This window comes from Rhodanobacter soli (assembly GCF_039523495.1).
In the GTDB taxonomy this organism is placed as follows: domain Bacteria; phylum Pseudomonadota; class Gammaproteobacteria; order Xanthomonadales; family Rhodanobacteraceae; genus Rhodanobacter; species Rhodanobacter soli.
Genome location: NZ_BAAAFK010000001.1, coordinates 3,245,847 through 3,271,121, shown reverse-complemented (window position 1 = coordinate 3,271,121; position 25,275 = coordinate 3,245,847). Strand labels below are relative to the sequence as shown.

Below are 25,275 nucleotides of genomic sequence, written 5' to 3'. Positions count from 1 at the left end.
CTTGCGGGCAGCCTCTCGCTTCCGCTTTGCGCACAGGCAGCGCCTGCCGTGCAGCGGCCGAAGGTCATCGTGATCAGCCTGGACGCCTTCGCCGCGGTCAGCCTGCATGAGCCGCAGCTGCCCGCGCCCACGCTGCATGCCTTGATGCGGCGCGGCGTCCATGCGGTTTCCATGCAGCCGATCAACCCCACCGTCACCTGGCCGAACCACACCGCCATGGTCACCGGCGTCGACGCGAGCCGGCATCACGTGCTGGTCAACGGGCTCATCGTCAACCAGCGCACCTCGACGTTACCCGGGATCGACATGGCAGCACCGAAGTCGCGGCTGGTCGCCGTCCCCACCGTGTACGACGCCGCGCACCAGGCGGGCCTCACCACGGCGCAGGTGGACTGGGTCGCCATCGAAGGCGCATCGAGCATCGACTGGCAATTCGCCGAACACCCCGACCCCGACGGCGCCATCGAGCGGGATCTGGTGGAACAGGGCATCGTCACCCATGATCAGCTCGCGCACTTCGGCGAGTCATCCCAGGCGTGGCGCGATCGCATCTACACCCACGCGGCGATCGCCATCATCCGCAAGCATCACCCCGACCTGCTGTTGCTGCACTTGCTGGCGCTCGACAACATCGAGCACGAGACGGGCTTCGGCAACGACTCGGGGCGCAACACCATCGCCTTCCTCGATGACCGCGTAAAGGACGTCGTCGACGCGGTGCGCGCCGCCGGCGAACTCGACCGCACGACCTTCATCATCGTCTCCGACCACGGCCAGCGCAGCGTGCACCAGCTGTTGCACCCCGACGTCCTGCTCAGGCAGGCCGGCCTGCAGGCCGCCTCGGCGAGCCAGCCCACTTTCTGCGTACCGGATGACGGTTTCGCGCTGGTCTTCCAGCAGCACGCCACGAAGGCTTCGATCAAGGCGTTGAAATTGCTCTTCGTGGGCAAGCCCGGCATCCGCTCGGTGCTGACGCCCGCCGAGGCGGCGCAAGCAGGCTGGCCGACGCCGGCGCAGAGTGATCAGGCGCCCGATTTGCTGCTCTACGCGGCAGACGGCTACGCCTTCAAGAAGGGCGACACGGGAGACTACGTGACACCCACAACTGAAATCGGCGCCCACGGCTACCCCAACTCGGATCCCCTCATGCAGGGCATCTTCATCGCGGCGGGCTTCGGCATTCGGCCCCGAGGTGAAATCCCGGCGTTCCCCAATGTCGACATTGCGCCGACGATCGCGCATCTGCTGCATATTTCCCTCGGCACGGTCCAGGGCAAGCCGCTGACGGACATTCTGGAATCGCCTGGCCGCGTGGCCGAATAGGCAGGCCCGGCGGTGCTAAAGTTGCAGGCTTGATGTCCATGCAGAGCGAATGACGTGATGACGAAGGCCCCCTATCCGATCGGTACCCCCGGACGTCCCTGGGGAGCGGAGGAAGTCGCCGCCTGGCGGTCACGCCAGACCGTGCAGCGCAGCTACGCAGCGGATGTGCTGAGCGTGATCGAGCCGCTGCGCGCGCGCTTCGACGTGTCGGAGTACGGCCGGCTGGACTATGCCTCCGGCAGCTACCCGCTGCTGGCGATCAGGAGCCGCCACTGGCGTGACGAACTGCCCCTCATGCTGGTGACCGGCGGCGTGCACGGCTACGAGACCAGCGGCGTGCATGGCGCGCTGCAGTTTGTCGAGCGGGAGGCGCAGCGCTACGCGGGACGGATCAACCTGCTCGTGGCGCCGTGCATCAGCCCGTGGGCCTACGAGCGCATCCATCGCTGGAACCCGGATGCGCTGGACCCGAACCGCTCGTTCCGCGAGGACAGCCCGGCGCCGGAGTCGGCGGCGTTGATGCGGCTGGTCGCGCCGTTCCGCGATCGCGTGCTGATGCACATCGACCTGCACGAAACTACCGACAGCGACGAGAGCGAGTTCCGCCCGGCGTTGGCCGCGCGTGACGGCAAGCCGTGCGAGCCGGGCGAGATTCCCGACGGCTTCTACCTGGTCGACGACAGCGAACATCCGCAGCCGGCGTTCCAGCAGGCGATCATCGCGGCGGTGGCGAAAGTCACCCACATCGCGCCGGCTGACGAACGCGGCGAGATCATCGGCTCGCCGGTGGTCTCGCCCGGCGTCATCGAATACGCGCTGACGTCGCTCGGCCTGTGCGCCGGCGTCACCCGCGCGCCGTACAAGACCACCACCGAGGTCTATCCCGACAGCCCGCGGGCCACGCCCGCGCAATGCAACGATGCGCAGGTGGCGGCGGTTTGCGCGGCGATCGATTTCGCGCTGGCGCATCCGGCAGGCTGAGCCGGACGCGCGCACGTCGCTCGAACCCGATATCGAACGGATGGCCCGCGACAACCAGTGCGCCGGGTCCGCGAAAGCCGTCCGTCAAACGCGATCCATTTGTTCACCGATCTCACTCGCCGCCACCGCCAGTCCCGATACCACGCCCAGCGAGGGGTCGCCCTGCACCAGCGGAATCCCGGGAAAGCAGGCCTGCACGCGGGCCTTGATCTGCGGTGAGCGCGAGGTGCCGCCGGTGAGGAAGACGCTGGCCGGCAGTTCGGCGAGATCGGCGCGCACGGTGGCCAGCGTGCGTTCGAGCTGGCCGAGGAAGGTATCGATGGCGGCGTCGAAATCCTCGCTGCTGGTCTCGACAGCGAGGCCGCGTTCGACGAAGTCCAGCTCGGCTCGATGGAGCGACGACGTGCTCAGGGTGATCTTGGTGCGTTCGGCCAGCTGGTTGAGGCGGGTGGTGGCGCCGGGTTCCTGCAGGGCACGCAGGCGTGCGGCGTAGGGCTCGGCCACCAGGCGATAGTCCTGTTTGCGGAACTCGCGCTGCTTCGGCAGGTTGTGCACGCTGGCGGCCTCGACGAACTGATGCTGCGGGATCCGGATGCTGTCCTTGCCCAGCAGCGGCATGAAGCTGCGCAGGCTCACGCTCACATCGAGGTCGGTGCCGCCCTTGGGCAGGCCCCAGCTGCGCGCAATGTGTGGTGCGCTGCCACCGCCGAGTTCGGCATGCGCCACGTCGGTGGTGCCGCCGCCGATGTCGACGATGAGTGCGTGCTGCCGTGCATCGAGGCTTTTGTGATAGTGCATGGCGGCCGCCGCCGGTTCTTCGAGGAAGCGCACCTGATCGAAGCCGGCGACGGCAGCGGCCTCGCGCAGGATTTCGATCGCCTGTGCCGATCCCTGCGCGCCCATCGAACTGCGGAATTCCACCGGCCGACCGATCACCGCACCGCGCACCGGTGCGCCGAACTGCCGACTGGCGGTGAGGCGGATGTGTTCGAGGATATGCGTGGCGATGTGCACGATCACCTTGCGCACCTGCGGATCGAGCCGATAGCCGAACATCGACTTCGGCGATTCGATCAGATTGCCGCCGCCGCTGTCGAGGTAGCCTTCCACCGCCTCTTCGCCGAACAGCGCATGCTGGAAACTGGCGACCGAGGCCGTGGCTTCGCGGGCCTGCTGTTCCATCCACTGCCGGCGTACCTCGCGCAGCGCCTCGCGATGGATATCGCCTTCGCTGCGCGACACCGGCGTCTGCCCGCGTGCAGCGGCGGCGGCCGCCATCTCGCGCTGCCGGGTTCGCGCCAGGCGCAGCTGGATCTCCAGTTGCGCTTCCAGTTCGGACGTCAGCTGGAAGTCGCCCGGATCGGGCACCAGCTCGGGGAAAAACACCGCGGTGCGGAACTGTTCGGCCGCGCCGAAGCGCACCAGGCTCAATTCGCCGTTGACGATGGCGGCGGCCGCCGAATAGCTGGTGCCGAAGTCGATACCGATATGCATGGAAGTCACGTGGTTGTTCAATCGCAACCCGGCAGTATGACGGCCAAGCCTTCATCGACCCAAATCCGGAAGAGGTGCGGAGCTGAATGGCGCTTGAGATACCACGCGCCGCGTGGCGCGGAGTCGGTGTGTTAGCATCCTCCGCTGAAGGGGAGTAGCTCCCAGTCGCTGTCGCCGTCATGACGGGCTCACGCCCCGGTGCAGCAGCAGACCGCCAGGCGGTTTGCGAGCAAGACCTTCGCCGTTCCACGGCGAAGGTGCGTCCATCCCAGATGCCTTTCCCGCCGTGGCCTTTCGAGCCTTGCCGGAGCATCCGCATGCCATTGGACGTCCACACGAAGTCGTGAAGCGCGCTTGCGCGCATTCGTCGTTTCCGTTTGCCGGGGCCTGCTCCGGCAGGCTGGCGTCACCCCACCACCGCACCGTCACGCCGCCAATGGCGTGATGGCGCGCAACCCCTCGTTCATCGAAGAGACTTCCCATGGAATTGCTGGCCAATCCCGAAATCTGGATCGCCCTCGCCACGTTGACGGCACTCGAACTGGTGCTCGGCATCGACAACATCATTTTCATCTCGATCCTGGCCGGCAAACTGCCGGCGGAGCAACGCGACAAGGCGCGCCGCGTCGGCATCGTCCTGGCGGCGGTCACTCGGCTGGGGCTGCTGCTGGCGATCGCCTGGATCGTTGGGCTGACCGCGCCGCTGTTCTCGCTGATCGGCCATGCCTTCTCGTGGCGTGACCTGATCCTGATCGGCGGCGGTCTGTTCCTGATCGGCAAGGCCACACACGAAATCCACCAGAAGCTGGAAGGCGCCACCGAGCAGGTCACAGTGGGCGCAGCGGCGGCCACGTTCGGCGGCGTGATCGTGCAGATCATGCTGCTCGACATCGTGTTCTCGCTCGACTCCATCATCACCGCGGTCGGCATGGTCGACCAGCGCTGGGTGATGATCACCGCCATCCTCGCCTCGATCGGTTTCATGCTGATGTTTGCCCGGTCGATCGGCGAGTTCGTCGAACGCCATCCCACGGTCAAGGTGCTCGCGCTGAGCTTCCTGATCATGATCGGCCTGGTGCTCATGGCGGACGGCTTCGGCCAGCACATTCCCAAGGGCTACATCTATGCCGCGATGGCCTTCTCGGTGTTCGTGGAAATGATCAACCTGTGGATCCGCCGGCGCGCGAGCAGGCAGGTCGCGCCGGTGGCGTTGCACGAAAAGTACGCGCAGGGCGGTACCGAATAGGTTCGCCCGCCCGCCATTGTTCCGGATAGCATGAATTCCCCTGCGGCTCGGAGCCCCTGCATGACGATGTCGCGCGACGCCACCCCTGCCGACTTTCCCACCATCCTCGCCCTCAACGAGGCGTTCGTGGCGGTGCTGAGTCCGCTCGACGGCGCGCGGCTGGCGCGGCTGCATGCGCAGGCGGCGCTGCATCGGGTGGTCGAGCGGGACGGCCGGGTCGAGGCGTTCCTGCTCGCGCTGCGCGAGGGGGCGGATTACGACAGTCCGAACTACCGCTGGTTTGCGCAGCGCTATCCGCGCTTCCTGTACGTGGATCGCATCGTGGTGGCCGGTGACGCGCAGGCGCGCGGCGCCGGCCGCCGGCTCTATCGCGAGCTCTACGCGCTCGCGGTGCGCGACACGGTGCCGTGGATCACCTGCGAGTTCGACATCGAGCCGCCCAACCCGGTGTCCGAGCGCTTCCACACCGGGCTGGGTTTTCGCGAGGTCGGCCGCCAGCCACTGTACGGCGGCAGGAAGACCGTCTCGCTGCAGGCGCTCGATGTCGCCGCGGGCGATACGCCGCTGGCCGACCTCGACGCCGGCTGACGTCGGGGGTGTGGTGGGCGTTTGCCGCCATGCTGCGACGGCAAAGCGCTATGCTGGCGGAGCAATCACGCCAGGAGGCTCCCGCCATGACTACGGTCTCCGGCAAGACGAAGAACGGATTTACCTATGAAGGCGATTACGAGCAGGCGAGCGCCGGCCGCATCGTCTGGACGGCGACGTTCCGCCGGGATGGCGATTACGCCGGCATGCGGCACGGATGCATGTTCGGCATGCAAGATACGGCGCTGGCGGCGCTGGATGACCTGGTGAAGGCCGACATCGAGGCGACGTGGACGGACGCGACCTGATCCGTCCAGCTCCAGGCGCAGGGCTGGCAAATCGGCGATGCCGTGCGGTGACCGGCGCGCTCGCCGATAATGCCTCCCCTTTTATTGCCTGACATGCCCGTGACTGACCCTCGGCCGCCGTTGCTGCTGCTTCCCGGATTCCTGTGCGACGAAGACCTGTGGCGCGACCAGCTGGCGGGGCTTGCCGATATCGCCGATGGCCGGGTGGCCGACCTGGGCCACGGCGACAGCCTCGCCGCTCTGGCCCGGCAGGTGCTGGCGACGGCGCCGCCGCGTTTTGCGCTGGCCGGCTTTTCGTTCGGCGGCTACGTCGCCCAGGAAATCGCGCGGCAGGCGCCGCAGCGCATCGAGCGGCTGGCGCTGCTCGACACCTCGTTCCACGCCGATACGCCCGAGCGCATCGCGCGGCGGCGGGCGGCCAACAAGTCGGTCAGCCTGCCCGGCGAATTCCGCGGCATGACCGAGCAACTGCTGCCGAGCTTCATCGCGGCGGAGCGCCTGCACGACACCGCGCTGGTGCAGCGGATCAACGCGATGACGCTGCGCCAGGGCCGCGAGGTGTTCATCCGGCAGAACGCGATGCGGCGCGACGACGGCGCGGCGGTGCTGCGCGGGTTGACCTGCCCGGTGCTGGTGCTGTGCGGCCGGCTGGACGTGCTCACCCCGCCGGCGCTGCACCAGGCGATGGCGGCGCTGATGCCGCAGGCGCATCTGGTGATGGTCGACGACAGCGGCCACATGAGTCCGATGGAACAGCCCGCCGCGGTCACCCGGGCGATGCGGCAGTGGTTGGCGGCGTAGGCGGGCGGTAGTTGCCTGGCGCGGGCCTGCATCCGCCTGTCCGGCTGTCCGGCACCACCGCGCCGGCCGTCCGCGGACAGTTGGCCCGCATCACTGGCGCCGTGCCAGCCGCCGCACTACAACGTTTTGCGCATGCCGGATGGGTTGGCACGGTGATTGCTCTCCGTGCACTACAGGGAACATCACCCATCACCGGAGACACGTCATGAAATTCGAATCACAGATCCTGGCCAGCCTGTTCGTCGTCTGCTTCGCCATTTGCGCGCTGGTCATGGGCGCCATGCTGACTGCCACGCCGAGTTCGGTGCAGTTGGCCGGCGCGAGCACGACCACGGTGCTTGCTCCGGTCGCACGGGCGAGCTGAAACCGCGGACGCGTGCGCACCCGGATGGCCGCGGCGAATCGCCGCGAACCATGGCTTTAGTCATGGATGGAGACGCCGGGCATTGGGTAGCATCGAGGTTTTCCCCTCGACGAGATCCTTACTGATGAAGCACCCCATCGCGCTGGCCCTGGCCCTGGCCATTGCCCTGTCCGGCTCCATGGCCGCCTGCACCGATGCCGGCAGCGGCAAGAGCGAATCCGCCACATCGCAGGCGCAGACCGATGCGGTCGTGGCCGACGCCGGCAATCCGTTCTTCAGCGAAAGCCCGCTGCCGCTGCACTACCCGCAGTTCGACAAGATCAAGGACAGCGATTTCGCGCCCGGCTTCGACCGCGGCATGGCCGAGCAGCTCAAGGAAGTCCAGGCGATCGCCGGCAACGCCGACGCGCCCACGTTCGACAACACGATCATCGCGCTGGAGCAATCCGGGCAGATCCTCACGCGCACCTCGACCGTGTTCTTCAGCCTGGTCGGCGTGGATACCAACGACGCGCGCAAGGCGCTGCAGGCCGAGTACGCGCCGAAGCTGGCCGCGCATCGCGACGCGATCTCGCTGGATCCGCAGCTGTTCGCGCGCATCCAGCAGCTGTACGACACGCGCGACAGCCTGGGTCTGGACGCCGAGGGCGTGCGCCTGATCGAGCGTTACCACACCGGCTTCGTGCGCGCCGGCGCCAAGCTGTCCGACGCCGACAAGGCGCAGCTGAAGGCGATCAACGGCGAGCTGGCGAAGCTGGGCACGACGTTCAGCCAGAACGTGCTGGCCGAGGTGAACGATTCGGCCGTGGTGGTCGACACGAAGGAAGAACTGGCCGGCCTCACCGACGAGCAGATCGGCGCCGCCGCGGCTGCCGCGAAGGAGAAGGGCCTGGACGGCAAGTACGTCATTGCCTTGCTCAACACCACCGGGCAACCACCGGAAGCCCAATTGCAGAACCGCGCCCTGCGCGAGCGCCTGCACCAGGCGTCGATCGTGCGCGGCAGCCGCGGCAACCAGTACGACAACACCGCGATCGTGTCGCAGGTGCTGAAGCTGCGCGCCGGGAAGGCGAAGATGCTCGGCTACCCGACCTACGCCGCCTACGTGCTGGCCGACGAAACGGCGAAGACGCCCGAAGCGGTCAACGCGATGCTGACCCAGCTGGCGCCACCGGCGGTGGCGAACGCGAAGCGCGAGGGCGCGGCGATCCAGGCGATGATCGACAAGGAGCAGGCAGCGAAGGGCGAGCCCACGTTCGCGCTGCAGCCGTGGGACTGGGCGTACTACACCGAGAAGGTGCGCGCCGAGAAGTACGAGTTCGACGAGAGCCAGTTGAAGCCCTACCTGGAGATGAAGAACGTGCTGGAGAACGGCGTGTTCTACGCCGCCGGCCAGCTCTACGGGCTCAGCTTCAAGCAGCGTACCGACCTGCCGGTCTACAACCCCGACGTGCTGGTGTACGACGTGTACAACGCGGACGGCAGCCAGCTGGCGATCTTCCTGGCCGACATGTACGCGCGCCCGTCCAAGCGCGGCGGCGCGTGGATGAACTCCTACGTGCAGCAGTCCGCGCTGACCGGCAACCTGCCGGTGGTGGCCAACCATCTCAACATCACCAAGCCGGCCAGCGGCCCGACCCTGCTGACCTGGGACGAGGTGACCACGACGTTCCACGAGTTCGGCCACGCGCTGCACGGCATGTTCTCGAACGTGAAGTACCCGTACTTCAGCGGCACCAGCGTGCCGCGCGACTTCGTCGAGTTCCCGTCGCAGGTCAACGAGATGTGGTCCGACTGGCCGAGCGTGCTGGCGAACTACGCCAAGCACTACCAGACCGGCGCGCCGATGCCGAAGGCCCTGCTGGACAAGGTGCTGGCCACCTCGAAGTTCAACCAGGGCTTCGCCACCACCGAGTACCTCGGCTCGGCGATGCTCGACCAGAGCTGGCACCAGATCGGCGCCGACAAGATCCCCGCGCCCGCTGGCGTGGTGGCGTTCGAGGCCGCCGCGCTGAAGGCGAACGGCACCGACTACGCGCCGGTGCCGCCGCGCTACCGCACGCCGTACTTCAGCCACATCATGGGCGGCTACGCGGCCGGCTACTACGCCTACATCTGGTCGGAAGTGCTGGACGCGAACACGGTCGAATGGATCAAGGCGAACGGCGGCCTCACCCGCGCCAACGGCGACCGCTTCCGCGCCACCCTGCTGTCGCAGGGCGGCAGCAAGGACGCGCTGCAGTTGTTCCGCGACTTCACCGGCCAGGAACCGAAGATCGAGCCGCTGCTGAAGCGGCGCGGACTGGACGGCGCGATCGACTGATCCGGAATCATCCGCTGTAAACGAAGCCGCCCGGAGCGATCCGGGCGGCTTTTTTGTGGGATACATGGAGCAGCGCCGGCGCGGTGAAGCAGGCGCAGGTCGAATGCTCCGGGGCGCGATGCCTGCGGCGCGAATGCCGAATGTCTGGGCCAGGTCATGCGCGAGCGCGCCGATCAGCTGATGCAGCAGTAGGCCGCGGCAAGGGGCACACGTCCCGGCGTATCGGCATGCGCTGGAGCGCGAGCGCCGGGATGGATTGATCACAGAACCGGAACGGACTGATCATCGCCACCGATTTGGAATGATCAGCCGACGGATCTGCTGAGCTTATTGCGAGGGACTGTTACCGGCCAGAAGCAGACGGTCAACGCTTGAGCTAAGCGGCGGCGTAGCCGTCCGCCTTGAACGAGCTGTTAGCGCTCAGCGGCGAACTTCTCCAGAGCGCTGTCCGATGGCGTTTCAATCTGTCCCTCAAGTTCCTCTCGAACCTCCGAGGTATCTAGCTCCGCAACGAAGTCGAGATACGACTGCCGGCTTTCCGCAGCAGTTGTAACAAAGAAACTGTCGTTTCCCGACGCGACTCTCATTGCGTCGACCGCGTCTGTGACGTAGCGATCGTTCGCGAGTAAATGATAGAAGGCCGAAAACGCGACAGCTGTCTCCGGCCATGTAGGTTTTGATCCATTGGCTACAAGCGCTAGGAAAGGGAAATCATCCGGCTCGCTGAGCATGGCCATCCTTGAACCGGAATAGCCCTCGCAGGTCGACATGCACACGATCAGATTCCCGTTGAGCGCTTTGTTGATGGGTGTTAGCAACCCCTTTAGCTGTGCCCAATCAATGATTTCCTCTGAGGAAAGTTGAATCCCGTCAGAGAACCCGTGTGCGCTAATGTGAATTATCGGAACGGAATTTGGCGTTGCAGACATTGCCTCCGTCAGGCCAATCTGAAGTGAAGCTTCAAACGCTTGTCGATTGATAGCCAAGCGATGAACGCACTGGAGTTGGTTGAGCCGAACGGCCTGCTGAATGACACCGCCCTCTCCACGCTGGTGATACATATCCACGGCAGACGGTGATTCAATGATGTATACGAAGAAGTGGAACTTCTTTTCTTTGGGTATAAGGTCGGTCATAGGTGAGCGCTAATGCTTGAGTTAAGCGGCGGCGCAGCCGTCCGCCTTGAACGAACAGTTAGATTGCGCACCCAAGTAGCTGCCCTGAAACTGAAAGCGCCCGCTAACGCCATGCGGGCCGTCCCAGCCTTGCTGCAACAAAGCCATAAGCGCCTTTCCGTAGGCGCGCATGAGCCGCAAGTAAGCTTCCCAAAGTGCAGATGGCAAGTTTTGCTCACACTCGGTCTCGGTAGCGGACAGTGCGCAAGGATAGCGCGCCCAAGATTCTAGCCCCTGCTCGAAACGCGACAGGATGGAAGGGCTGCGCTTCTGCCACGGGATGATGGAGGATTTTTGGGACAACACTACAAGCTTGTGAGACCGCAGTGGGCGAGCTAGCACGCCATTAGAAACCCATTGCGGGTGCTCGTACACCAAGAAAGCCTTGATTGCGTTCTCTAGCGCAAAACCTGCAAGGAGGAAAGTGGAACGGCTGCTGCTTGGCCACTGACCGAGGACGGTGCCAAGACGGTCTATTTGTGTCATTTTCCCAGAAGGGAAGTGACGATAAAGCGCTATCGACTGTTCGTAGAGGTTGTCCGCAACCAACATCCAACTGTGCGGGTGAGCTGCTTGGGAAAATTCACGTGCATCCAAAGTTCTCTCCCAGCAACCTAACTAAGTAGATTTAAAAATGAAGTGTAATCCCGCCGCCTAATCCCGCCGTCTAATCTCGCCATGTTCAGAAGCGGGAGACCGGGATGCCATCCTTTCACGCTGTTGGGCTGGGGACAAGCGGCGGGGCTGCCGCGCCATCACCAAAGTTGCTCGACGGGATGCGCGCTCGGATGGAGCAAATGCGGGATCAGATTCAGTTTCTGCAATGTCCGCTTCGGGTCGGTAGCAACCTCTGAGCTCGAAATAATCAGCATGGCGGCGTGCTGATCAAGACCTCTTGGTCCTGGTGATCCATTCCATCGGCATGCGCTAGAGTCGGCCAGCATCCTTTCACGAGTCCGCTTCTTGTCCACGCCGCGTCCAGCCGCCCCGGAACAACGCCGAGCCCTCATCGTGCGCTGGCTGCTGATCGTGGCCGGCGCGCTGTCGCTGGCGCTGGCCGTGGTCGGCATGGTGCTGCCCTTGCTGCCGACCGTGCCGTTCCTGCTGCTGACCGCCGCCTGCTGGTCGCGCGCGTCGCCGCGCTGGCATCGCTGGCTGCTGTCGCGGCCGCGGCTGGGGCCGGCGATCGCGCGCTGGGAGCGCGAGCGCACGATACCGCGACGGGCCAGGCTGACCGCGATCGCGCTGATCGTGCTGTCGATGACCGCGTCGATCTGGCTGGTGCGCGACCACGCGTGGCTGCCGTGGGCGCTGGCGGGCGTGGCCGTGCTGGTGATCGCGTTCATCCTGCGCCTGCCGGAAACGCGCGACGGCGCGCGCTGATCGAGTCGCGGCATGCACGGATCGAGATGCGGACCGGTCGCGCAACGGCGATCCGGCGGAAGGCGCATCGAACTCAGTGCACGTAGTTGAGCGCCACCGCCGGGGTGATCGTGGTGGCGGTGGCGTGGCCGCCGGTGATCACGCGTATGCCGACCAGCATGCCGACACGGGCACTCCAGTTGTATTCGATCGCCGGCGCGAAACCGAACTCGGTGCTGGTGCCGGAATCGCGGCGCAGGCGTGAGGTGGCCGTGCTGCCGGGAAGCGCGACATCGCCGCGCACGCGGGCGCCATGGCTGTGCCGGTAGGTGAGGTCGAACGCGAGCACCCAGCGCTGGCTCAGGCTGTATTCCCACGCCGCGTTGACGAGGAAGGAGCGACCGGGCCGGGCCGTGCCGCGGAAGCCTTCCGGCGTGCCGTAGACGCTGACGTCCGCGACGTCCGCCGTGCCGGAAAACGACTGCGCCACGTTGAAGCGCATGCGCAGGATGCGGCCATTCGCCAGCCAGAAGCACGTCTGCGTGTTGACCTGCAGCGTGGTGGTGCGGGCGCCGCTGCCGAGGCCGTCGGCGGGGCGGTTGCCCAGCCGGTCGTACTTGCCGGTCGGCAGCGTTTCCTGCAGTTGCAGCGAGATCGTGGGAAGCCAGCTGCCTTCGTGGAACTGGGTCAGCCGGTACTGCGCCTGCACGCTGACGTCGCCGAAGCCGACGCCGGAGCTGTCGCGGCCGCCGTCCACCCGGTTGTAGCCCAGCACCGGTACCAGCCCGACGGTGAGCCGGTCGGTGAGTCCGTACAGCATGTAGGTGAGCGAGCCGTAGCCGTTCGCGTGGGCCGAACGCACGTCGTACAGATAGGGCTCGACCAGGACGTGGCCGCGCGGCAGCGTCGCGGCCGAGTTCGCCAGCATCGGCCCGGTCCACCACGCGTCGTCCAGCGACTGGCGCGGCGCCGGCGTGGCGTCGCCGACGGTCTGCGGGTACGCCGCCTGCAACGGCAGGGCGATGCCCAGCGCGCTGCACAACAGTAGAGCCTGGCGGCCGCTCGGCCGGGTTTTCATGATCGGTCTTGCACCGCTTTTTCCAACACGCACGCGTCGTTCTCCCCTTGGATGATCGTCGTTGACCCGGACAGTCTCGTCCCGTGCACGTGCCGTGCATCGCGGTGCCCTGCCGGGAGCGCGCAAAGCATGCACCCGACGAACGGGACGGAACACCCCGTTTCTTGCCATGCCCCGCGTTGGCCGGCTGCGGTGCACACGGCAGGGCCGCCTTGGCGGCGCCGGACACGCCGCTCGCCGGATCGCACCGGTTGCATCGTCGGGGCCATGGTTTCACGCTGTCGCGCATGCACCCACGGCGTCCGTCCATGACGATGAAATCATTCGTGTCAGTTGTCCTGTCCGGTCTGGCGGTCCTGCTTGCCACCACGGCGGCCGCGGCCCAGCCCGATGCGCAGAAGACGCGCGCCTACATCGACCACGCCTGGGGCGTGCTGACCCGTTCGATGGACGACTGCTCGGCGCTAGGCGATAGCAAGGTGGGCACGCGGCCGCTGCTGTACCTGCCGGCGAACCTGCCCATGCCGCCGGACCTGGCCGCGGTGCAGGCGCGTTGCCGCGTCGAGGTGCACGTGCTGCCACGGGCGATCGGCGAGCTGGGCGACATCGCCCCGGCCACGTTGCCGCAGCAGGGGCTGCTCTACCTGCCGCATCCGTACGTGGTGCCGGGCGGTTTCTTCAACGAGATGTACGGCTGGGACAGCTACTTCATCGTGCTCGGGCTGCTGGCCGACCAGCGCCCGGCGATGGCGCGCGACATGGTCGACAACGCGCTGTTCGAGGTGCAGTACTACGGCGCGGTGCTCAACGCGAACCGCAGCTATTACCTCACCCGCTCGCAGCCGCCGTTCCTCGGCGCGATGATGCGCGCGTTGCTGGACGACCCGGCCAGCTTCAAGGACGAGGCCGCCGCGCGCGCATGGCTGCAGCAGGCGTATCCGCTGGCGGTGCGTGATCATGCGACGTGGACGCGCAAGGAGCACCTGGCCGGCGCTACCGGGCTGGCCCGCTACTACGACTACGGCGGCGCGGCGCCGGTGCTGGAATTCCGCGACAGCCACTACCTGCGCGGCGTGATCGACTGGCTGCTGGCGCACCCCGCCGACGATCCGGGCTATCTGGTGACGGCGGCCGAGCACCCGGATGCGGCGGAGATCGCGCGGCTGAGGAAAACCAGTTGCGACATCGCGGCCTCGAAAGTCTGCGCCGGCGCCTGGTCGCAGGGCTATCGGCTCAGCGCCGACTACTACCTGGGCGACCGCGCGATGCGCGAGTCGGGCTTCGACACCACCTTCCGCATGGGTCCGTTCGGCGGCTCCACCCACCACTACGCGCCGGTGGATCTGAACAGCCTGCTGTACCGCTACGAACGCGACCTGCACGACTTCGCCGTGCAACTGGGTCTGCAGACGGATGCCGTGCACTGGGCCGATGTCGCCGCGGCGCGGCGCGCGGCAATCGACAAATACCTGTGGCGTGCCGACCAGTGCATGTACATGGACTACGACTTCGTCAGCGGCCAGCCGTCCGGCTATCGCTTCGTCGCCACCTACTACCCGTTGTGGGCCGGCGCGGCCTCGCCGCAGCAGGCTGCGGCACTGCGCGGCCAGCTCGGCGTGTTCGAGCGCAAGGGCGGCCTGCAGATGAGCGACCACGCCAGCGGCGCGCAGTGGGATGCGCCGTTCGGCTGGGCGCCGACCAACTGGCTGGCGATCGCGGGTCTGGACGCCTACGGTTTCCACGACGACGCCCGCCGCCTCGCGCGCGCGTTCACCGCCACCATCGACCGCAGCCTCGCCGCCGACGGCACCATCCGCGAGAAATACAACATGGCCAGCGGCAATGCCGACGTGAAGATCAGCGCCGGCTACAAGGACAACGTGATCGGCTTCGGCTGGAGCAACGGCGTGTACCTGAAACTGCAGGCGCTGCTGCAGGAGCGCAGCGGGGACCGCTGAGGGACGCCGGCGAGCGCAGCGGCTTCGGGCATAATCGCCAGCAGTGCGGCGCCATCGCACAAGGGGAAGGGGACACGCATCGTGGCATCGGGAGATGCCTGCCGGCACGACCTCGGATCGAGGCCGCGGCTGTCCGTGCATCGACCGTGTTGCCATATCCGTGCCGGTGGGCAACCGCGTTGCGTCGGCACCGACCGCCGTCAGCCATCAACAGGGGAAGGGAAATGAATACCTACAATCCGTACGAGGCGCCGAAGGCCGATATCGCAGCGCCGGTGGTGAGCGATATCGGCATCGAGCAGGTGGCCAGCGCGCAGAAACTGATCATCTATTCGATCCTGGCCTATTTCGCCGGTGCCGCCGCGCGGACTTTCCTGGGCCCGATCGGCCTGCTGCTGGTGGTGTGCGCGGTGCTGATGGGTCTGGTCGGCACCTTTCGCCTGTGCTCGGGCCTGGGCTATTCGATGGTGACCCGGGTGATCCTGATCGTGCTGATGTTCGTGCCGCTGGTCAGCCTGATCGTGCTGCTGGTGCTGAACGCGAAGGCGACCGGCAAGTTGCGCGCGGCCGGCTATCACGTGGGCTTGCTGGGGGCGACGCGCTGAACGGCGGGCGGTGTCCCTGAGCAAGGCTCAAGGTCGCGCCGCGTCCTTCGGTACAACGCCCTCGCTCTCGACCACCCTATCCAGCACGTACGCACTGGACGGCGCATCGGCCGGCGGCTGCTTCAGCGTGTAGCGCTTCACGCGCAGCACGTTGCGCACGCCGGGCTGGTGCGCGTAGCCCTCGATGTCCTGCTGCAACGGCTGCCACGGACCGGGCTCGCCCACGCGCAGACCGTTCGCGTCGTAGTGGCGCTCGCGCACCTGCAGGCAGGTCTTGTCGGGCATCGGCGGATGCGGGCAGGGCACCGTCTGCGGCGCCACTTCCAGGAACACCGTCCGGCCGGGGCCGCCGTAGCGCGTCTCGGCGGTGGGCTGGCCGGCGAACGTCAAAGTCTGGCCGCTGGCGGCGGCCAGGGTGAGCAGCGGCGTGTCGTCGGGCGTCGACACGATCAGCGTGGGCCGGTCCCGCAGCACGGCCTTGATGGTGGTTTCGCGCTGCATCAGGGTGGCATCGGTACAGGCCATCATGGTCTGCTGCAACGAGCTGACTACCAGGTGGCCGTCGACGATCCGGTAACCGCCGCCGATCGCGTTGCAGGCGTTGTGCACGCTGAGCCGGTCGGTGGTGAAGTCGAGCTGCAGCGGCGGCTTGTCCGTCGCGCCGAACAGCGCATCGAGGCGCTGGTTGCCGGCGTCGACGGCGTCGTGCAGTCGCCAGTGGTAGCGCGCGAGGGTGGTGGTCGATGTCGGCATGCGGTTGACCGATGCCGGCGCGGCCGCTTGCGTGTCCGACTCCGGTGCCGCCATGCAGGCGGCCAGCACGAGCGGGAGCAGCCACAGGAAGTTTTTCATGCGATGCCTCCGGCGGAATGTATGCCGTGAGGTTAGCGCGGCGGCGCGCGGCCGCCGCGTGAAGGGTTCAGGGTGCGCGCAGGCTCGCGGTCATGGCGCGCCCGATGCTGCACTTGAGGTAGGGCGAGCTGTTCAGCCAGCGCGCATCGGGGTAGTAGGAGAACACGTACTGGCCGCCCTTGAGCGTGTCGATCAGCGGGCGGGCGATCGCGTTGCGCACGGCGGGGCAACCGTAGCTGCGGCCGATGCGGCCCTGCTGATGGGCAAGGGCGGGGTTGACGTAGGCCGCGCCGTGGATCACCAGCGCGCGTGCCAGCGCATGATCGTTGGTGCCCGGTTCGAGGCCTTCCATGCGCAGCGAGTAGCCGTTGCGGCCGGCGTAGGTGTTCAGCGTACGGAACAGGCCCAGGCTGGACTGCAGGCTCTCCGGCGTGTTCGAGAATTTCGTCGCCAGGTTCTCGCCGGTGTTGCGGCCATGCGCCACCAGCTCGTGGTACAGCAGCTTGCGCTTGGCCAGGTCGAACACCCACAGCCGCGGCTCGGTCGAGGGCTTCGAATAGTCGATCACCGCCAACCGGTCGGACGGCGGCTGGCCCTGTGCGGCGGCGCACTCGGTGGCGGCGAGCGCGAGGCCGATCACCTTGGGATTCGCCTGCGGCGCGAGCTTGCTGAGCGCGTCCTGCAGCGACGATTCGGCGGCATGCGCCGCCGCGAAGCCGCCGGCGAAGGGCAGCATCAGGGCAACGGCGTGGCGCAGGAGTCGGCTCATGGGAATGACTGGGCGTGGGTCGGATCGGGCATGCGGTCGTCGATCCTAGCAGTGCCCTGTTAAGAACCCGTCTGGTGCGACCGGACGCCGCGAGTGCTTGCGCCGATGCAAGGCTGTGCTATCACAGCAGGCCATGCCCAGCGCAGGATCGTGTCGTGCCGCCCAGATTTTCCCGTTTCGCTCATGCCGTCGCCCTGCTGGGGTTGCTGCTGGGAACCGTCGTGCATGCCCAGCCGCCCGCGCTCGAGCAGCCACTGAGTCCGGTGGCCGAACAGATCCGCGAGCGGGTCGAGCAATGGCGCGGCGCGCATGCCGACGCCGATGTCATCAAGACGCCCGGCGACGCGGTGGCGGTGTTCTACGAGCAGACCCGGTTCGCGCCGGCATGGACGCGCCCGGGCGACCTCGACCAGTTGCTGGTCGCGCTGCGCGACATGGCTGGCGACGGCCTCGAGCCGGAAGACTATGCGCTGGGTGAACTGCAGCGCCGGCGCGTCGTGCTGGACGATCCGCGGGCCACGCCGCAGCAGCGCGCGCAATTCGACCTGCTGGCCACCGATGCCTGCCTGGCCGCGCTGCTGCACCTGTATCGCGGCAAGGCCGATCCGGCCACGCTGGACACACACTGGAACTTCGACCCACGCCAGCTCGACCAGGCGCAAGGCCTCAAGGCGGTGCGCGACGCGCTGGCGCAAGGCACGATCGGCGCGCTGTTCGCGCGGGCACGGCCGCAGCATCCGCTGTACGGCCAGTTGCGCACGGCGCTGGCGAAGCTGCGCGGGGTGGCGGCGCAGGGCGGCTGGCCGCTGATCGCGGACGGTGCCACGTTGAAGCCGGGTAGCCGCGATGTGCGCGTGCCGGCGTTGCGCCAGCGGTTGCTACTGGTCGGCCACGCGGTGGGCGACGGTGCAGACGACCTGTACGACCCGGCGCTGGAAGCCGCCTTGAAGCAGTTCCAGCGCGAACAATACCTGGCCGCGGACGGCCGCCTGGGCAAGGCCACCCTGGCCGCGTTGAACGTGCCGGTCGCGGCGCGCATCGGGCAGCTGCGGGCGAACCTGGAGCGGGCGCGCTGGCTGTTGCATCAGTTGCAGGGCGAGTTCGTGGTGGTCGACATCGCCGGTTACCAGGTCGCCTACTACCGGGACGGCAAGCCGGTGTGGCGTTCGCGCGTGCAGGTCGGCAAGCCGTACCGCAGCACGCCGGTGTTCAAGTCGACGATCAGCTACCTCACGCTCAATCCGACCTGGACGGTGCCGCCGACCATCCTGAAGAACGACATCCTGCCGAAGGTACGCAAGGATCCGGGCTACCTCGCCGCCAACCGCATCCGCGTGCTGGACGGTCAGGGCCGCGAGCTGTCGCCGGCCAGCGTGGACTGGGCCAACCCGCGCGGCATCGTGCTGCGCCAGGATGCCGGCCCGGGCAATTCGCTGGGCCGGCTGGTGATCCGCTTCCCCAACGACTACGCGGTCTACCTGCACGACACGCCGCATCAGGAGCTGTTCGCCGGCGAGCAGCGTGCGAACAGCTCCGGCTGCATCCGGGTGGAGCGTCCGCGCGAACTGGCCGAGCTGCTGCTGGACGATCCGCGCTGGGATCGCGCAGGCATCGACCGCGCGATCGACACGCTGAAGACGCAGACCGTGATGCTGCGCAAGCCAGTGCCGCTGCTGCTGGCGTACTGGACGGTGGACCTGCGCGAGGACGGCCGGGTCGGGTTCCGTCCCGACGTCTACCAGCGCGACCCGCCGCTGCTCGCCGCGCTGGGGCGACCGCGCTTGTCGCCGTGGTTGCCGACGGCCGCGACGCCGCCCTGAAGCGAAAAAAAACCGCGCCAGCGGGAGGGCCGGGCGCGGTCAAGGTTTGAACCGATCCACTGCCAATGCATCGGGTGCCGGTGACGGAGCGATCCGCACCGGCCCGGGCAGTTTGCCGAGCGTAGGTCTCACCGGCTGGGATTGCCCTGATCCCGGTCAGGGCGCCGGGCCGGGCCGGCCGCCATCATCGCCGTCGGCGGATGTGCCGCCCTTAGCCTTGGAGACTGTACCGATGCTGTTTCAAGTGAAGGATTTTGCCGGTGACACCGGTGCCATCGCCGCCATACTGCGTGCCCATGACGCCACGGCAACCGTCACCGGCGATGCCTCCGCCGGGCAGATCGACGTGGCGGCGCAGCTGACCTCCGGCCAGGTCATCACCGCCCTGCACGAGGCCGGCTACGACGCCGCCCGCGTGTCCGAGCCGCGGCAGATCCACGTCAGCGGCGGCAGCACCTGCTGCGGTAGTTGCTCATGATGCGTTGACATCGTCGTCCGTGCCGCGTGGCCGCGTTGAGCGCGGCTTGCGCGGCCCCGGCGCGGAATGCCGGCCCTGCGCCGCGTCGATCGCGTCGATCCAGCCGGCGCGCGCGGCGGGGAACGCATCCGCGTACGGCACGTACGGCTTGATGTCGAGGATCGGCGTGCCGTCGAGCAGGTCCATTCCGCGCACGCGCAGCGAACCGTCTTCGACCGCGACCAGTTCCACCGCCGACAGCCCGATCGCGTTCGGCCGGTGTGGCGAGCGGGTCGCCAGCACGCTGCGCTTGCCGCCGCCGCGCGGCGGGCGCACCTCGGCCTTCCAGCCTTCGCTGCGGTGGAACGCGAACAGCAGCCAGATCCGCTCGAAACCGGCGAGGTCGCGCCAGGCTGCCGCGGGAAAGCCCACCACGAACTCGATCACCGCCTCGGCAGCCGCTTGCATCTCGGTGCCGGCGACCACGGTGGACTGGTGCGGCGCGTCGATGCGCCGCGCGTACGGCGAGCGCACGAACGCGATCGGATGGCAGGAGAATGCGCCGGGGGTATCGTGCATGGTGGTCATGTGCGGCATTATCCACGTTCACACCGTTTCCCCATGGTTCCGTGAACCTTTCCCCGTCGAGGACGCCATGAAATTTCTCGTGATGATCTACTGCGACGACGCCTTGCTGGACGCGTTGCCGGCAGGCGAGTTCGACACCCTGATGCATGGCTGTTTCATGCACGCGGACGAGTTGCACGAGCAGGGCCATCTGCACGATTCGCAGCAGCTGGAGGCGCCGGCCACGGCCCGCACGCTGCGCGTGCGCAACAACCGGGCCACCGTCGTCGACGGGCCGTTCGCCGAAACCAAGGAATACCTGGGCGGCTTCAACCTGATCGAGGCCGCCGACATGGACGAGGCGGTGCGGATCGCCGCGGAGTTCCCGTGGGCGCGCACCGGCGCGATCGAGATCCGCCCGGTGCGCGACATCGATGCGGTCAGGCGGCGGGTGGGCGCGTGAGCATGCGCGACGACGACGATTTCGACGCCGGCCCGGACTTCGACGAGGAGGACGACTCGGTCGAGGCGAAGGTCTGGCAGTTGCTGCTGCTGATCAATCCCGGCGACGAGGAGACGGCGCTGCAGCAGTTCGCGGGTTACCGCGAGGCCGCGGCGGAGGCCGAAGACGCGGAGCCGGTCGAGCTGATCGGCCGGGTGATCGACTGGCACTCCGGCTTCATGGTCGACGAGCACGACCTGCGCGCGCTGGTGCAGGCGCTGGACGAGCTGAGCGCGCGCTGGAACCTGTCGATCGACTGGAACGGCGACCCGGACGACGACGACTTCTTCGACGACACTGACGCGGGCACCCTGCTCGGCATCGCCTACGACCGCCTCGCCGAATTCGGCTACACGGTGTGGTCGTGGGAAACCGCCGATGATGCCTGCGCCGGCTGGATCACCCTGACCCGCGACAACGAGCCGATGCGCGAACTGGCCACGGCGCTGCACATCAACCTGCGCCTGGGCAGCGACGTGGGCTGAACGGCGAAACAGTAGGAAACGGAACAAGCATGCTGCAATTGATCGGTTTCGACGGCGACGACACGCTGTGGCACAGCGAGGGCTACTACCGCGCGGCCAGCGAGGCGTTCGCCGCGGTCATGGGGCGCTACGTGGATCTCGGCGACCAGCACGTGCACGACGCCATGCTGGCCACCGAACAGCGCAACCTCAAGCTGTTCGGCTACGGCGCCAAGGGCATGGCGCTGTCGATGGTGGAAACCGCGATCGCGATCAGCGACGGCCGCATCAGCGCCGCCGACATCCATCGACTGGTCGAGCTGGGCAAGACCGTGCTGCAGCATCCGGTGGAACTGCTGCCCGGCATCCGCGCAGCGGTCGAGGCGGTGGCCACGAAGTATGAAGTGGTGCTGATCACCAAGGGCGACCTGTTCCACCAGGAGAAGAAGGTGGCCGAATCCGGGCTGGCCGACCTGTTCCGTCGCATCGAGATCGTGTCGGAGAAGAACGCCGCCACCTACCAGCGCGTGCTCGGCGAGTTCGCGCTGCAGCCGGCGCAGTTCGCGATGGTCGGCAACTCGCTGCGTTCGGACATCGAACCGGTGGTGCGCCTGGGCGGCTGGGGCGTGCACCTGCCGTACCACGTGACCTGGGCGCACGAACTGGAGAACGGCCTCAGCGCCGACGAACCGCACGTGCTCACGGTGGATGCGCCGGCTGGGATTGCCACTGCGGTGGCGCAATTGGCCGTGCTGGCGGCAGAGTGAACCGGGCATTGCGATTTCGCGATGGCGGTGCCGGCGGGTGACGCAAAGGGCCGGCGCCAGCCGGCCCTTTGCGTTGTGGTTGTGGTCGCGTCAGGCAGCGGCCAGCGCCTGGTCCAGATCGGCGAGCAGGTCGTCGATGTGCTCGATGCCGATCGACAACCGCAGCATGTCCTCGCTGACGCCGGCCTTGGCCAGTTCGCCGGCGTCCAGCTGCCGATGCGTGGTCGACGCCGGATGGGTGGCCAGCGACTTGGCGTCGCCGATATTCACCAGTCGCGTGAATAACTTCAGTGCATCCAGTACCCGCGCACCCGCCACGCGCTGATCCTCGCCGGCGCGGCCCTTGACGCCGAACGACAAGATGCCCGACGCCCTGCCGCCCATGTACTTCTGTGCCAGCGCATGATCCGGGTGATCGGCCAGGCCGGCATATTTCACCCAGGACACCTTGGCATGGCGCTGCAGATGCTGCGCGATCGCCAGCGCGTTGTCGCAGATGCGCTCCATCCGCAGTCCCAGCGTGCTGATGCCCTGCAGGATCAGAAACGCATTCATCGGCGAGATTGCTGCACCGGTATTGCGCAATGGCACCACCCTGGCCCGCCCGATATAGGCGGCGGCACCCAGCGCCTCGGTATAGACCACGCCGTGATAGGACACGTCCGGTTCGTTGAGGCGGCGGAAACGCTGCTTGTGCGCGGCCCAGGGAAACTTGCCGCTGTCGATGATGGCGCCGCCGATGCTGTTGCCGTGCCCGCCGAGGTACTTGGTCAGCGCCTGCACCACGATGTCCGCGCCATGCTCGATCGGGCGGCACAGGTACGGGCTGGGTACGGTGTTGTCGACGATCAGCGGGATGCCGTGCGCATGCGCGATGTCGGCCAGTGCCGCGATGTCGCTGACATTGCCCAGCGGATTGCCGATCGACTCGCAGAAGATCGCCTTGGTGCGCGCATCGATCAGCGGGGCAAAGGATTCCGGCTTGCCCGCGTCGGCAAAGCGCACTTCCAGTCCCTGCTGCGGAAACGTGTGGGCGAACAGGTTGTAGGTGCCGCCGTAGACGGTGGCGGCCGAGACGATGTTGTCGCCGGCTTCGGCGATGGTCTGGATCGCGTAGGTCACCGCCGCCATGCCGGACGCGAGCGCCAGCGCTGCAATCCCGCCTTCCAGCGCGGCAACGCGCTGCTCCAGCACGTCCTGGGTCGGATTCATGATGCGGGTGTAGATGTTGCCGGGCACCCTGAGGTCGAACAGGTCGGCGCCGTGCTGGGCGTTGTCGAACGCATAGGCAACGGTCTGGTAGATCGGTACCGCCGAGGAACGGGTGGTGGGGTCGGGCGAATACCCGGCATGGACGGCGAGTGTCTCGATCTTCATCAAGTGCTCCTGGAGGCACGGTGGTCGGTGTAAAGGCGGATGGTGCGAGGTATCGGGACGGCTCTGGCAAATGGCCGTTGCGCAGTGTAGTTCAATTGTGTGTGTGGAAGTAAAGACGTAAAGACGTCTAAACGCGATCTATCGAACGTCGTTGGGCGCGATGGGCTGGCCGTCGATCGGGCGAGGAACTGTCCCCGGCGACGAGGCCGGAGCCGGTTCGTGCGGGCGACGCAGTGCCGCGGATGGCCTGGAGGGGCGAGGGGTGCCGGCCACCACCCGAACCGGGCGGTGTGGCCGGCAGGGACCGCGAGGCAAGCGCGATCAGGGCTGTGCTGGCGTGATGTCGGGGCGGCGGAAACGATGCCGCCGGGAGGGCGCGTTACGGTGCGGCAGGCGGCGCGTCGTCGTCGAAGCCGGTGTAGCCTTCGGGGAAGATCGGGGTGCCGTCATCCTCCAGTCCCAGCATCTCGGCCAGCGCCTTGGCGGCAGCGGCCTCGGCGACGGTCTTGTCACGGAAGCTGCGGTTTTCGCAGATCGCGAAGTACATCGGGAAACCGTGCTTGCGCGGGGTGATCGCCAGCCAGGCGGAGTAGCGCGAGCCTTCCAGCGTGGCGCCGGAGCGGGCCAGGTAATTGTCGAACTCGCGCTCGGCCATGGTCGGCATCTCGATCGGAAAGCGTGCAGTGTATCGCGTGACCCGCTTGCTTCATCATGTGGCGATGACTGCTGACGACCTCCCCGTGCCGCGCATTGTGCTGGACACCAACGTGTGCCTGGACCTGTTCGTGTTCCATGAACCGCAGTCCGCGGCGCTGCATGTGGCGATGCGGGACGGCACGATCGAGGCGGTGACGCGCGCCGATTGCCGCGACGAATGGCTGCGCGTGCTGCACTATCCGCAGCTGCCGGTCACCGCCGCCGCCCGTCCGGCGATCGAGGCGGCGTTCGATGCGCTGGTGCGCTGCCTGTCGGACGAACTGGCCACGGCGCCGGCCGCTGCCCCGTTGCCGCGTTGCGCCGACCCGGACGACCAGAAATTTCTGGAACTGGCGCAGGCCTCGGGTGCGCGCTGGCTGGTCAGCAAGGACAACGAACTGCTGAAACTGGCCCCGCGCTGTGCGCGCGATGCGCTGTTCTGGATCGGCCTGCCGCAGGCGTGGTCGTTGCGCAAGGGTTGAGCGTCGCATCGTCGTCGGTACGCCGCTGTGGTGTACTCGGCTGACAGTCTGTCGAGACGCGCCCATGCTCACGCCATACACCATCGACTGCCCGTACTGCGGCGAGCCGATCGAGATCCTGGTCGATGCCTCGATCCCCAGCCAGGAGTACATCGAGGACTGCCAGGTGTGCTGCCGGCCGATCACGCTGCGCGTGGAGGTCGATGCGGATGGCGAGCCGCAGGTGCGTGCATCCGGCGAGAACGACGCCTGACGTTCAGGCGGCCGCCAGCTCCGCCGACGTGACGATGCCGATGCCTTGTGCCAGCAGCGTGGCGCGGGTGGCCTCGTCGCTGGCCGGCGTCACCGGGCGGCTCAAGTCCCACAGCACGTTGGCGCGAAAGCCCAATTCCCGCGCGTCCTGTGCGGTCCACAGCACGCACACGTCGCGCGCCAGCCCGCACACGAACACCTCATCCACGCCGCGCTCGCGCAGCCAGCCGGCCAGGCCGGTGCTGGGGCGGCCGCCGTGCGGACCGTGGTTTTCGCGGAAGCCGCTGTAGGAATCCACAGCGGGGTCGCTGCCCTTGCGAATCACCGCATTCAGCGCCGACCAGTCGATGCCCGGGTGCAGCGCGGCGCCGGGCGTGCCCTGCACGCAATGCTCCGGCCACAGCGTTTGCGGCTGGCCGTACAGGGTGATCTGCTCGAACGGCGCGCGGCTGGGGTGCGAACCGGCGAACGAGATGTGTCCGCGCGGGTGCCAGTCCTGGGTGGCCACCATGTGACGGAAGCGGCGCTGGCGCAACAGCGCGTCGATGCCCGGCACGACCGCGTCGCCTTCGTGGCAGGCCAGCGTGCCGCCGGGCATGAAATCCGGTTGCACGTCGACCAGGATCAGGGCGCTGCGCGGCGAGAGTGGCTGGTTCATGGTGTG

The 25,275-nt window shown here is 67.3% G+C and carries 28 protein-coding genes; 18 read left to right on the top strand and 10 right to left on the bottom strand.

Translation table 11 applies throughout. The features are described from left to right. The first annotated feature begins 69 nt into the window (after positions 1–69). Both ABD024_RS14865 and ABD024_RS14860 read left to right on the top strand, forming a co-directional pair. A complete protein-coding gene (locus ABD024_RS14865) occupies positions 70–1,323 on the top strand; it encodes an alkaline phosphatase family protein (RefSeq protein WP_343854262.1) in 1,254 nt (417 codons plus the stop codon). Positions 1,324–1,380: 57 nt separating this feature from the next. After that, positions 1,381–2,304, top strand: coding sequence for a M14 family metallopeptidase (locus tag ABD024_RS14860; protein WP_425543152.1), 924 nt, complete (start codon positions 1,381–1,383; stop codon positions 2,302–2,304). Positions 2,305–2,388: 84 nt separating this feature from the next. On the opposite strand, the gene ABD024_RS14855 is transcribed toward ABD024_RS14860, so the two are convergent. Then, positions 2,389–3,798: an Hsp70 family protein gene (locus ABD024_RS14855; protein ID WP_343854253.1), complete on the bottom strand. Its 1,410-nt coding sequence runs from the start codon at positions 3,796–3,798 to the stop codon at positions 2,389–2,391. A 481-nt stretch (positions 3,799–4,279) separates the two neighbouring features. On the opposite strand from ABD024_RS14855, the gene ABD024_RS14850 reads away from it, so the two are divergent. The 6 genes from ABD024_RS14850 (at position 4,280) to ABD024_RS14825 (ending at position 9,428) form a co-directional block, all read left to right on the top strand. After that, positions 4,280–5,044: a TerC family protein gene (locus tag ABD024_RS14850; protein ID WP_343854249.1), complete on the top strand. Its 765-nt coding sequence runs from the start codon at positions 4,280–4,282 to the stop codon at positions 5,042–5,044. A 60-nt stretch (positions 5,045–5,104) separates the two neighbouring features. Further along, positions 5,105–5,632, top strand: coding sequence for a GNAT family N-acetyltransferase (locus ABD024_RS14845; RefSeq protein ID WP_343854245.1), 528 nt, complete (start codon positions 5,105–5,107; stop codon positions 5,630–5,632). A gap of 86 nt (positions 5,633–5,718) precedes the next feature. Further along, positions 5,719–5,940, top strand: a complete 222-nt coding sequence (locus ABD024_RS14840; RefSeq protein ID WP_343854240.1) for a TonB-dependent receptor — start codon at positions 5,719–5,721, stop codon at positions 5,938–5,940. Between the two features lie 99 nt (positions 5,941–6,039). After that, the gene (locus ABD024_RS14835) at positions 6,040–6,741 is read left to right on the top strand and encodes an alpha/beta fold hydrolase (RefSeq protein WP_343854236.1); all 702 of its coding nucleotides are present in this window, start codon (positions 6,040–6,042) and stop codon (positions 6,739–6,741) included. Between the two features lie 205 nt (positions 6,742–6,946). Further along, a complete protein-coding gene (locus tag ABD024_RS14830) occupies positions 6,947–7,105 on the top strand; it encodes a hypothetical protein (protein ID WP_343854232.1) in 159 nt (52 codons plus the stop codon). Between the two features lie 124 nt (positions 7,106–7,229). Next, positions 7,230–9,428, top strand: a complete 2,199-nt coding sequence (locus ABD024_RS14825) for a M3 family metallopeptidase (RefSeq protein WP_343854228.1) — start codon at positions 7,230–7,232, stop codon at positions 9,426–9,428. Between the two features lie 413 nt (positions 9,429–9,841). On the opposite strand, the gene ABD024_RS14820 is transcribed toward ABD024_RS14825, so the two are convergent. After that, a complete protein-coding gene (locus tag ABD024_RS14820) occupies positions 9,842–10,564 on the bottom strand; it encodes a hypothetical protein (RefSeq protein ID WP_343854224.1) in 723 nt (240 codons plus the stop codon). Positions 10,565–10,585: 21 nt separating this feature from the next. Further along, a complete protein-coding gene (locus tag ABD024_RS14815) occupies positions 10,586–11,200 on the bottom strand; it encodes a hypothetical protein (RefSeq protein WP_343854219.1) in 615 nt (204 codons plus the stop codon). Positions 11,201–11,614: 414 nt separating this feature from the next. Here ABD024_RS14815 and ABD024_RS14810 point away from each other — a divergent pair, with 414 nt between their 5' ends. Then, positions 11,615–11,986, top strand: a complete 372-nt coding sequence (locus tag ABD024_RS14810) for a YbaN family protein (protein ID WP_343854215.1) — start codon at positions 11,615–11,617, stop codon at positions 11,984–11,986. A 73-nt stretch (positions 11,987–12,059) separates the two neighbouring features. On the opposite strand, the gene ABD024_RS14805 is transcribed toward ABD024_RS14810, so the two are convergent. Next, the gene (locus ABD024_RS14805; RefSeq protein WP_343854211.1) at positions 12,060–13,043 is read right to left on the bottom strand and encodes a transporter family protein; all 984 of its coding nucleotides are present in this window, start codon (positions 13,041–13,043) and stop codon (positions 12,060–12,062) included. Positions 13,044–13,351: 308 nt separating this feature from the next. Here ABD024_RS14805 and ABD024_RS14800 point away from each other — a divergent pair, with 308 nt between their 5' ends. Continuing rightward, entirely contained in the window at positions 13,352–15,001 is a 1,650-nt protein-coding gene (locus ABD024_RS14800) for a trehalase family glycosidase (protein WP_343854207.1), read from the top strand. Positions 15,002–15,225: 224 nt separating this feature from the next. Continuing rightward, positions 15,226–15,606 (top strand): hypothetical protein, encoded by a 381-nt coding sequence (locus tag ABD024_RS14795; protein ID WP_343854203.1) that lies wholly within the window; start codon positions 15,226–15,228, stop codon positions 15,604–15,606. Between the two features lie 27 nt (positions 15,607–15,633). On the opposite strand, the gene ABD024_RS14790 is transcribed toward ABD024_RS14795, so the two are convergent. Together ABD024_RS14790 and ABD024_RS14785 are read right to left on the bottom strand one after the other, a co-directional pair. Next, on the bottom strand, positions 15,634–16,458 hold the full coding sequence (locus tag ABD024_RS14790) for a DUF4377 domain-containing protein (RefSeq protein ID WP_343854199.1): 825 nt from the start codon (positions 16,456–16,458) through the stop codon (positions 15,634–15,636). A gap of 67 nt (positions 16,459–16,525) precedes the next feature. Further along, positions 16,526–17,227 (bottom strand): murein L,D-transpeptidase catalytic domain family protein, encoded by a 702-nt coding sequence (locus ABD024_RS14785; RefSeq protein ID WP_425543151.1) that lies wholly within the window; start codon positions 17,225–17,227, stop codon positions 16,526–16,528. A 155-nt stretch (positions 17,228–17,382) separates the two neighbouring features. Between ABD024_RS14785 and ABD024_RS14780 the strand changes: the two genes are divergently transcribed. Both ABD024_RS14780 and ABD024_RS14775 read left to right on the top strand, forming a co-directional pair. Next, positions 17,383–19,047 carry a L,D-transpeptidase family protein gene (locus ABD024_RS14780; RefSeq protein WP_343854197.1) on the top strand — a complete coding sequence of 555 codons (1,665 nt, stop codon included), beginning with the start codon at positions 17,383–17,385 and terminating at the stop codon, positions 19,045–19,047. A gap of 232 nt (positions 19,048–19,279) precedes the next feature. Beyond that, entirely contained in the window at positions 19,280–19,525 is a 246-nt protein-coding gene (locus ABD024_RS14775) for a hypothetical protein (RefSeq protein ID WP_343854194.1), read from the top strand. On the opposite strand, the gene tsaA is transcribed toward ABD024_RS14775, so the two are convergent. Then, positions 19,520–20,092, bottom strand: a complete 573-nt coding sequence (tsaA, locus tag ABD024_RS14770; protein ID WP_343854192.1) for a tRNA (N6-threonylcarbamoyladenosine(37)-N6)-methyltransferase TrmO — start codon at positions 20,090–20,092, stop codon at positions 19,520–19,522. The genes ABD024_RS14775 and tsaA overlap by 6 nt on opposite strands. Before the next feature lie 67 nt (positions 20,093–20,159). On the opposite strand from tsaA, the gene ABD024_RS14765 reads away from it, so the two are divergent. The 3 genes from ABD024_RS14765 to ABD024_RS14755 are packed head-to-tail and all read left to right on the top strand — an operon-like array spanning position 20,160 to position 21,804. Beyond that, the gene (locus ABD024_RS14765) at positions 20,160–20,534 is read left to right on the top strand and encodes a YciI family protein (RefSeq protein WP_343854190.1); all 375 of its coding nucleotides are present in this window, start codon (positions 20,160–20,162) and stop codon (positions 20,532–20,534) included. A gap of 2 nt (positions 20,535–20,536) precedes the next feature. Beyond that, positions 20,537–21,058: a DUF6630 family protein gene (locus tag ABD024_RS14760; protein ID WP_343854749.1), complete on the top strand. Its 522-nt coding sequence runs from the start codon at positions 20,537–20,539 to the stop codon at positions 21,056–21,058. A 29-nt stretch (positions 21,059–21,087) separates the two neighbouring features. Then, on the top strand, positions 21,088–21,804 hold the full coding sequence (locus ABD024_RS14755) for an HAD family hydrolase (protein WP_343854188.1): 717 nt from the start codon (positions 21,088–21,090) through the stop codon (positions 21,802–21,804). A gap of 90 nt (positions 21,805–21,894) precedes the next feature. On the opposite strand, the gene ABD024_RS14750 is transcribed toward ABD024_RS14755, so the two are convergent. Both ABD024_RS14750 and ABD024_RS14745 read right to left on the bottom strand, forming a co-directional pair. Next, positions 21,895–23,181 (bottom strand): O-acetylhomoserine aminocarboxypropyltransferase/cysteine synthase family protein, encoded by a 1,287-nt coding sequence (locus ABD024_RS14750; RefSeq protein ID WP_343854186.1) that lies wholly within the window; start codon positions 23,179–23,181, stop codon positions 21,895–21,897. Positions 23,182–23,560: 379 nt separating this feature from the next. Further along, positions 23,561–23,836 carry a hypothetical protein gene (locus ABD024_RS14745; RefSeq protein WP_343854184.1) on the bottom strand — a complete coding sequence of 92 codons (276 nt, stop codon included), beginning with the start codon at positions 23,834–23,836 and terminating at the stop codon, positions 23,561–23,563. Positions 23,837–23,900: 64 nt separating this feature from the next. Here ABD024_RS14745 and ABD024_RS14740 point away from each other — a divergent pair, with 64 nt between their 5' ends. Further along, positions 23,901–24,359, top strand: coding sequence for a putative toxin-antitoxin system toxin component, PIN family (locus ABD024_RS14740; RefSeq protein WP_343854182.1), 459 nt, complete (start codon positions 23,901–23,903; stop codon positions 24,357–24,359). Positions 24,360–24,423: 64 nt separating this feature from the next. Continuing rightward, positions 24,424–24,612 (top strand): CPXCG motif-containing cysteine-rich protein, encoded by a 189-nt coding sequence (locus ABD024_RS14735; protein WP_343854180.1) that lies wholly within the window; start codon positions 24,424–24,426, stop codon positions 24,610–24,612. Between the two features lie 3 nt (positions 24,613–24,615). Here the strand turns inward: ABD024_RS14735 and pncA are convergent, their stop codons facing one another. After that, positions 24,616–25,269, bottom strand: a complete 654-nt coding sequence (gene pncA, locus ABD024_RS14730; protein WP_343854178.1) for a bifunctional nicotinamidase/pyrazinamidase — start codon at positions 25,267–25,269, stop codon at positions 24,616–24,618. Positions 25,270–25,275 lie beyond the last annotated feature (6 nt).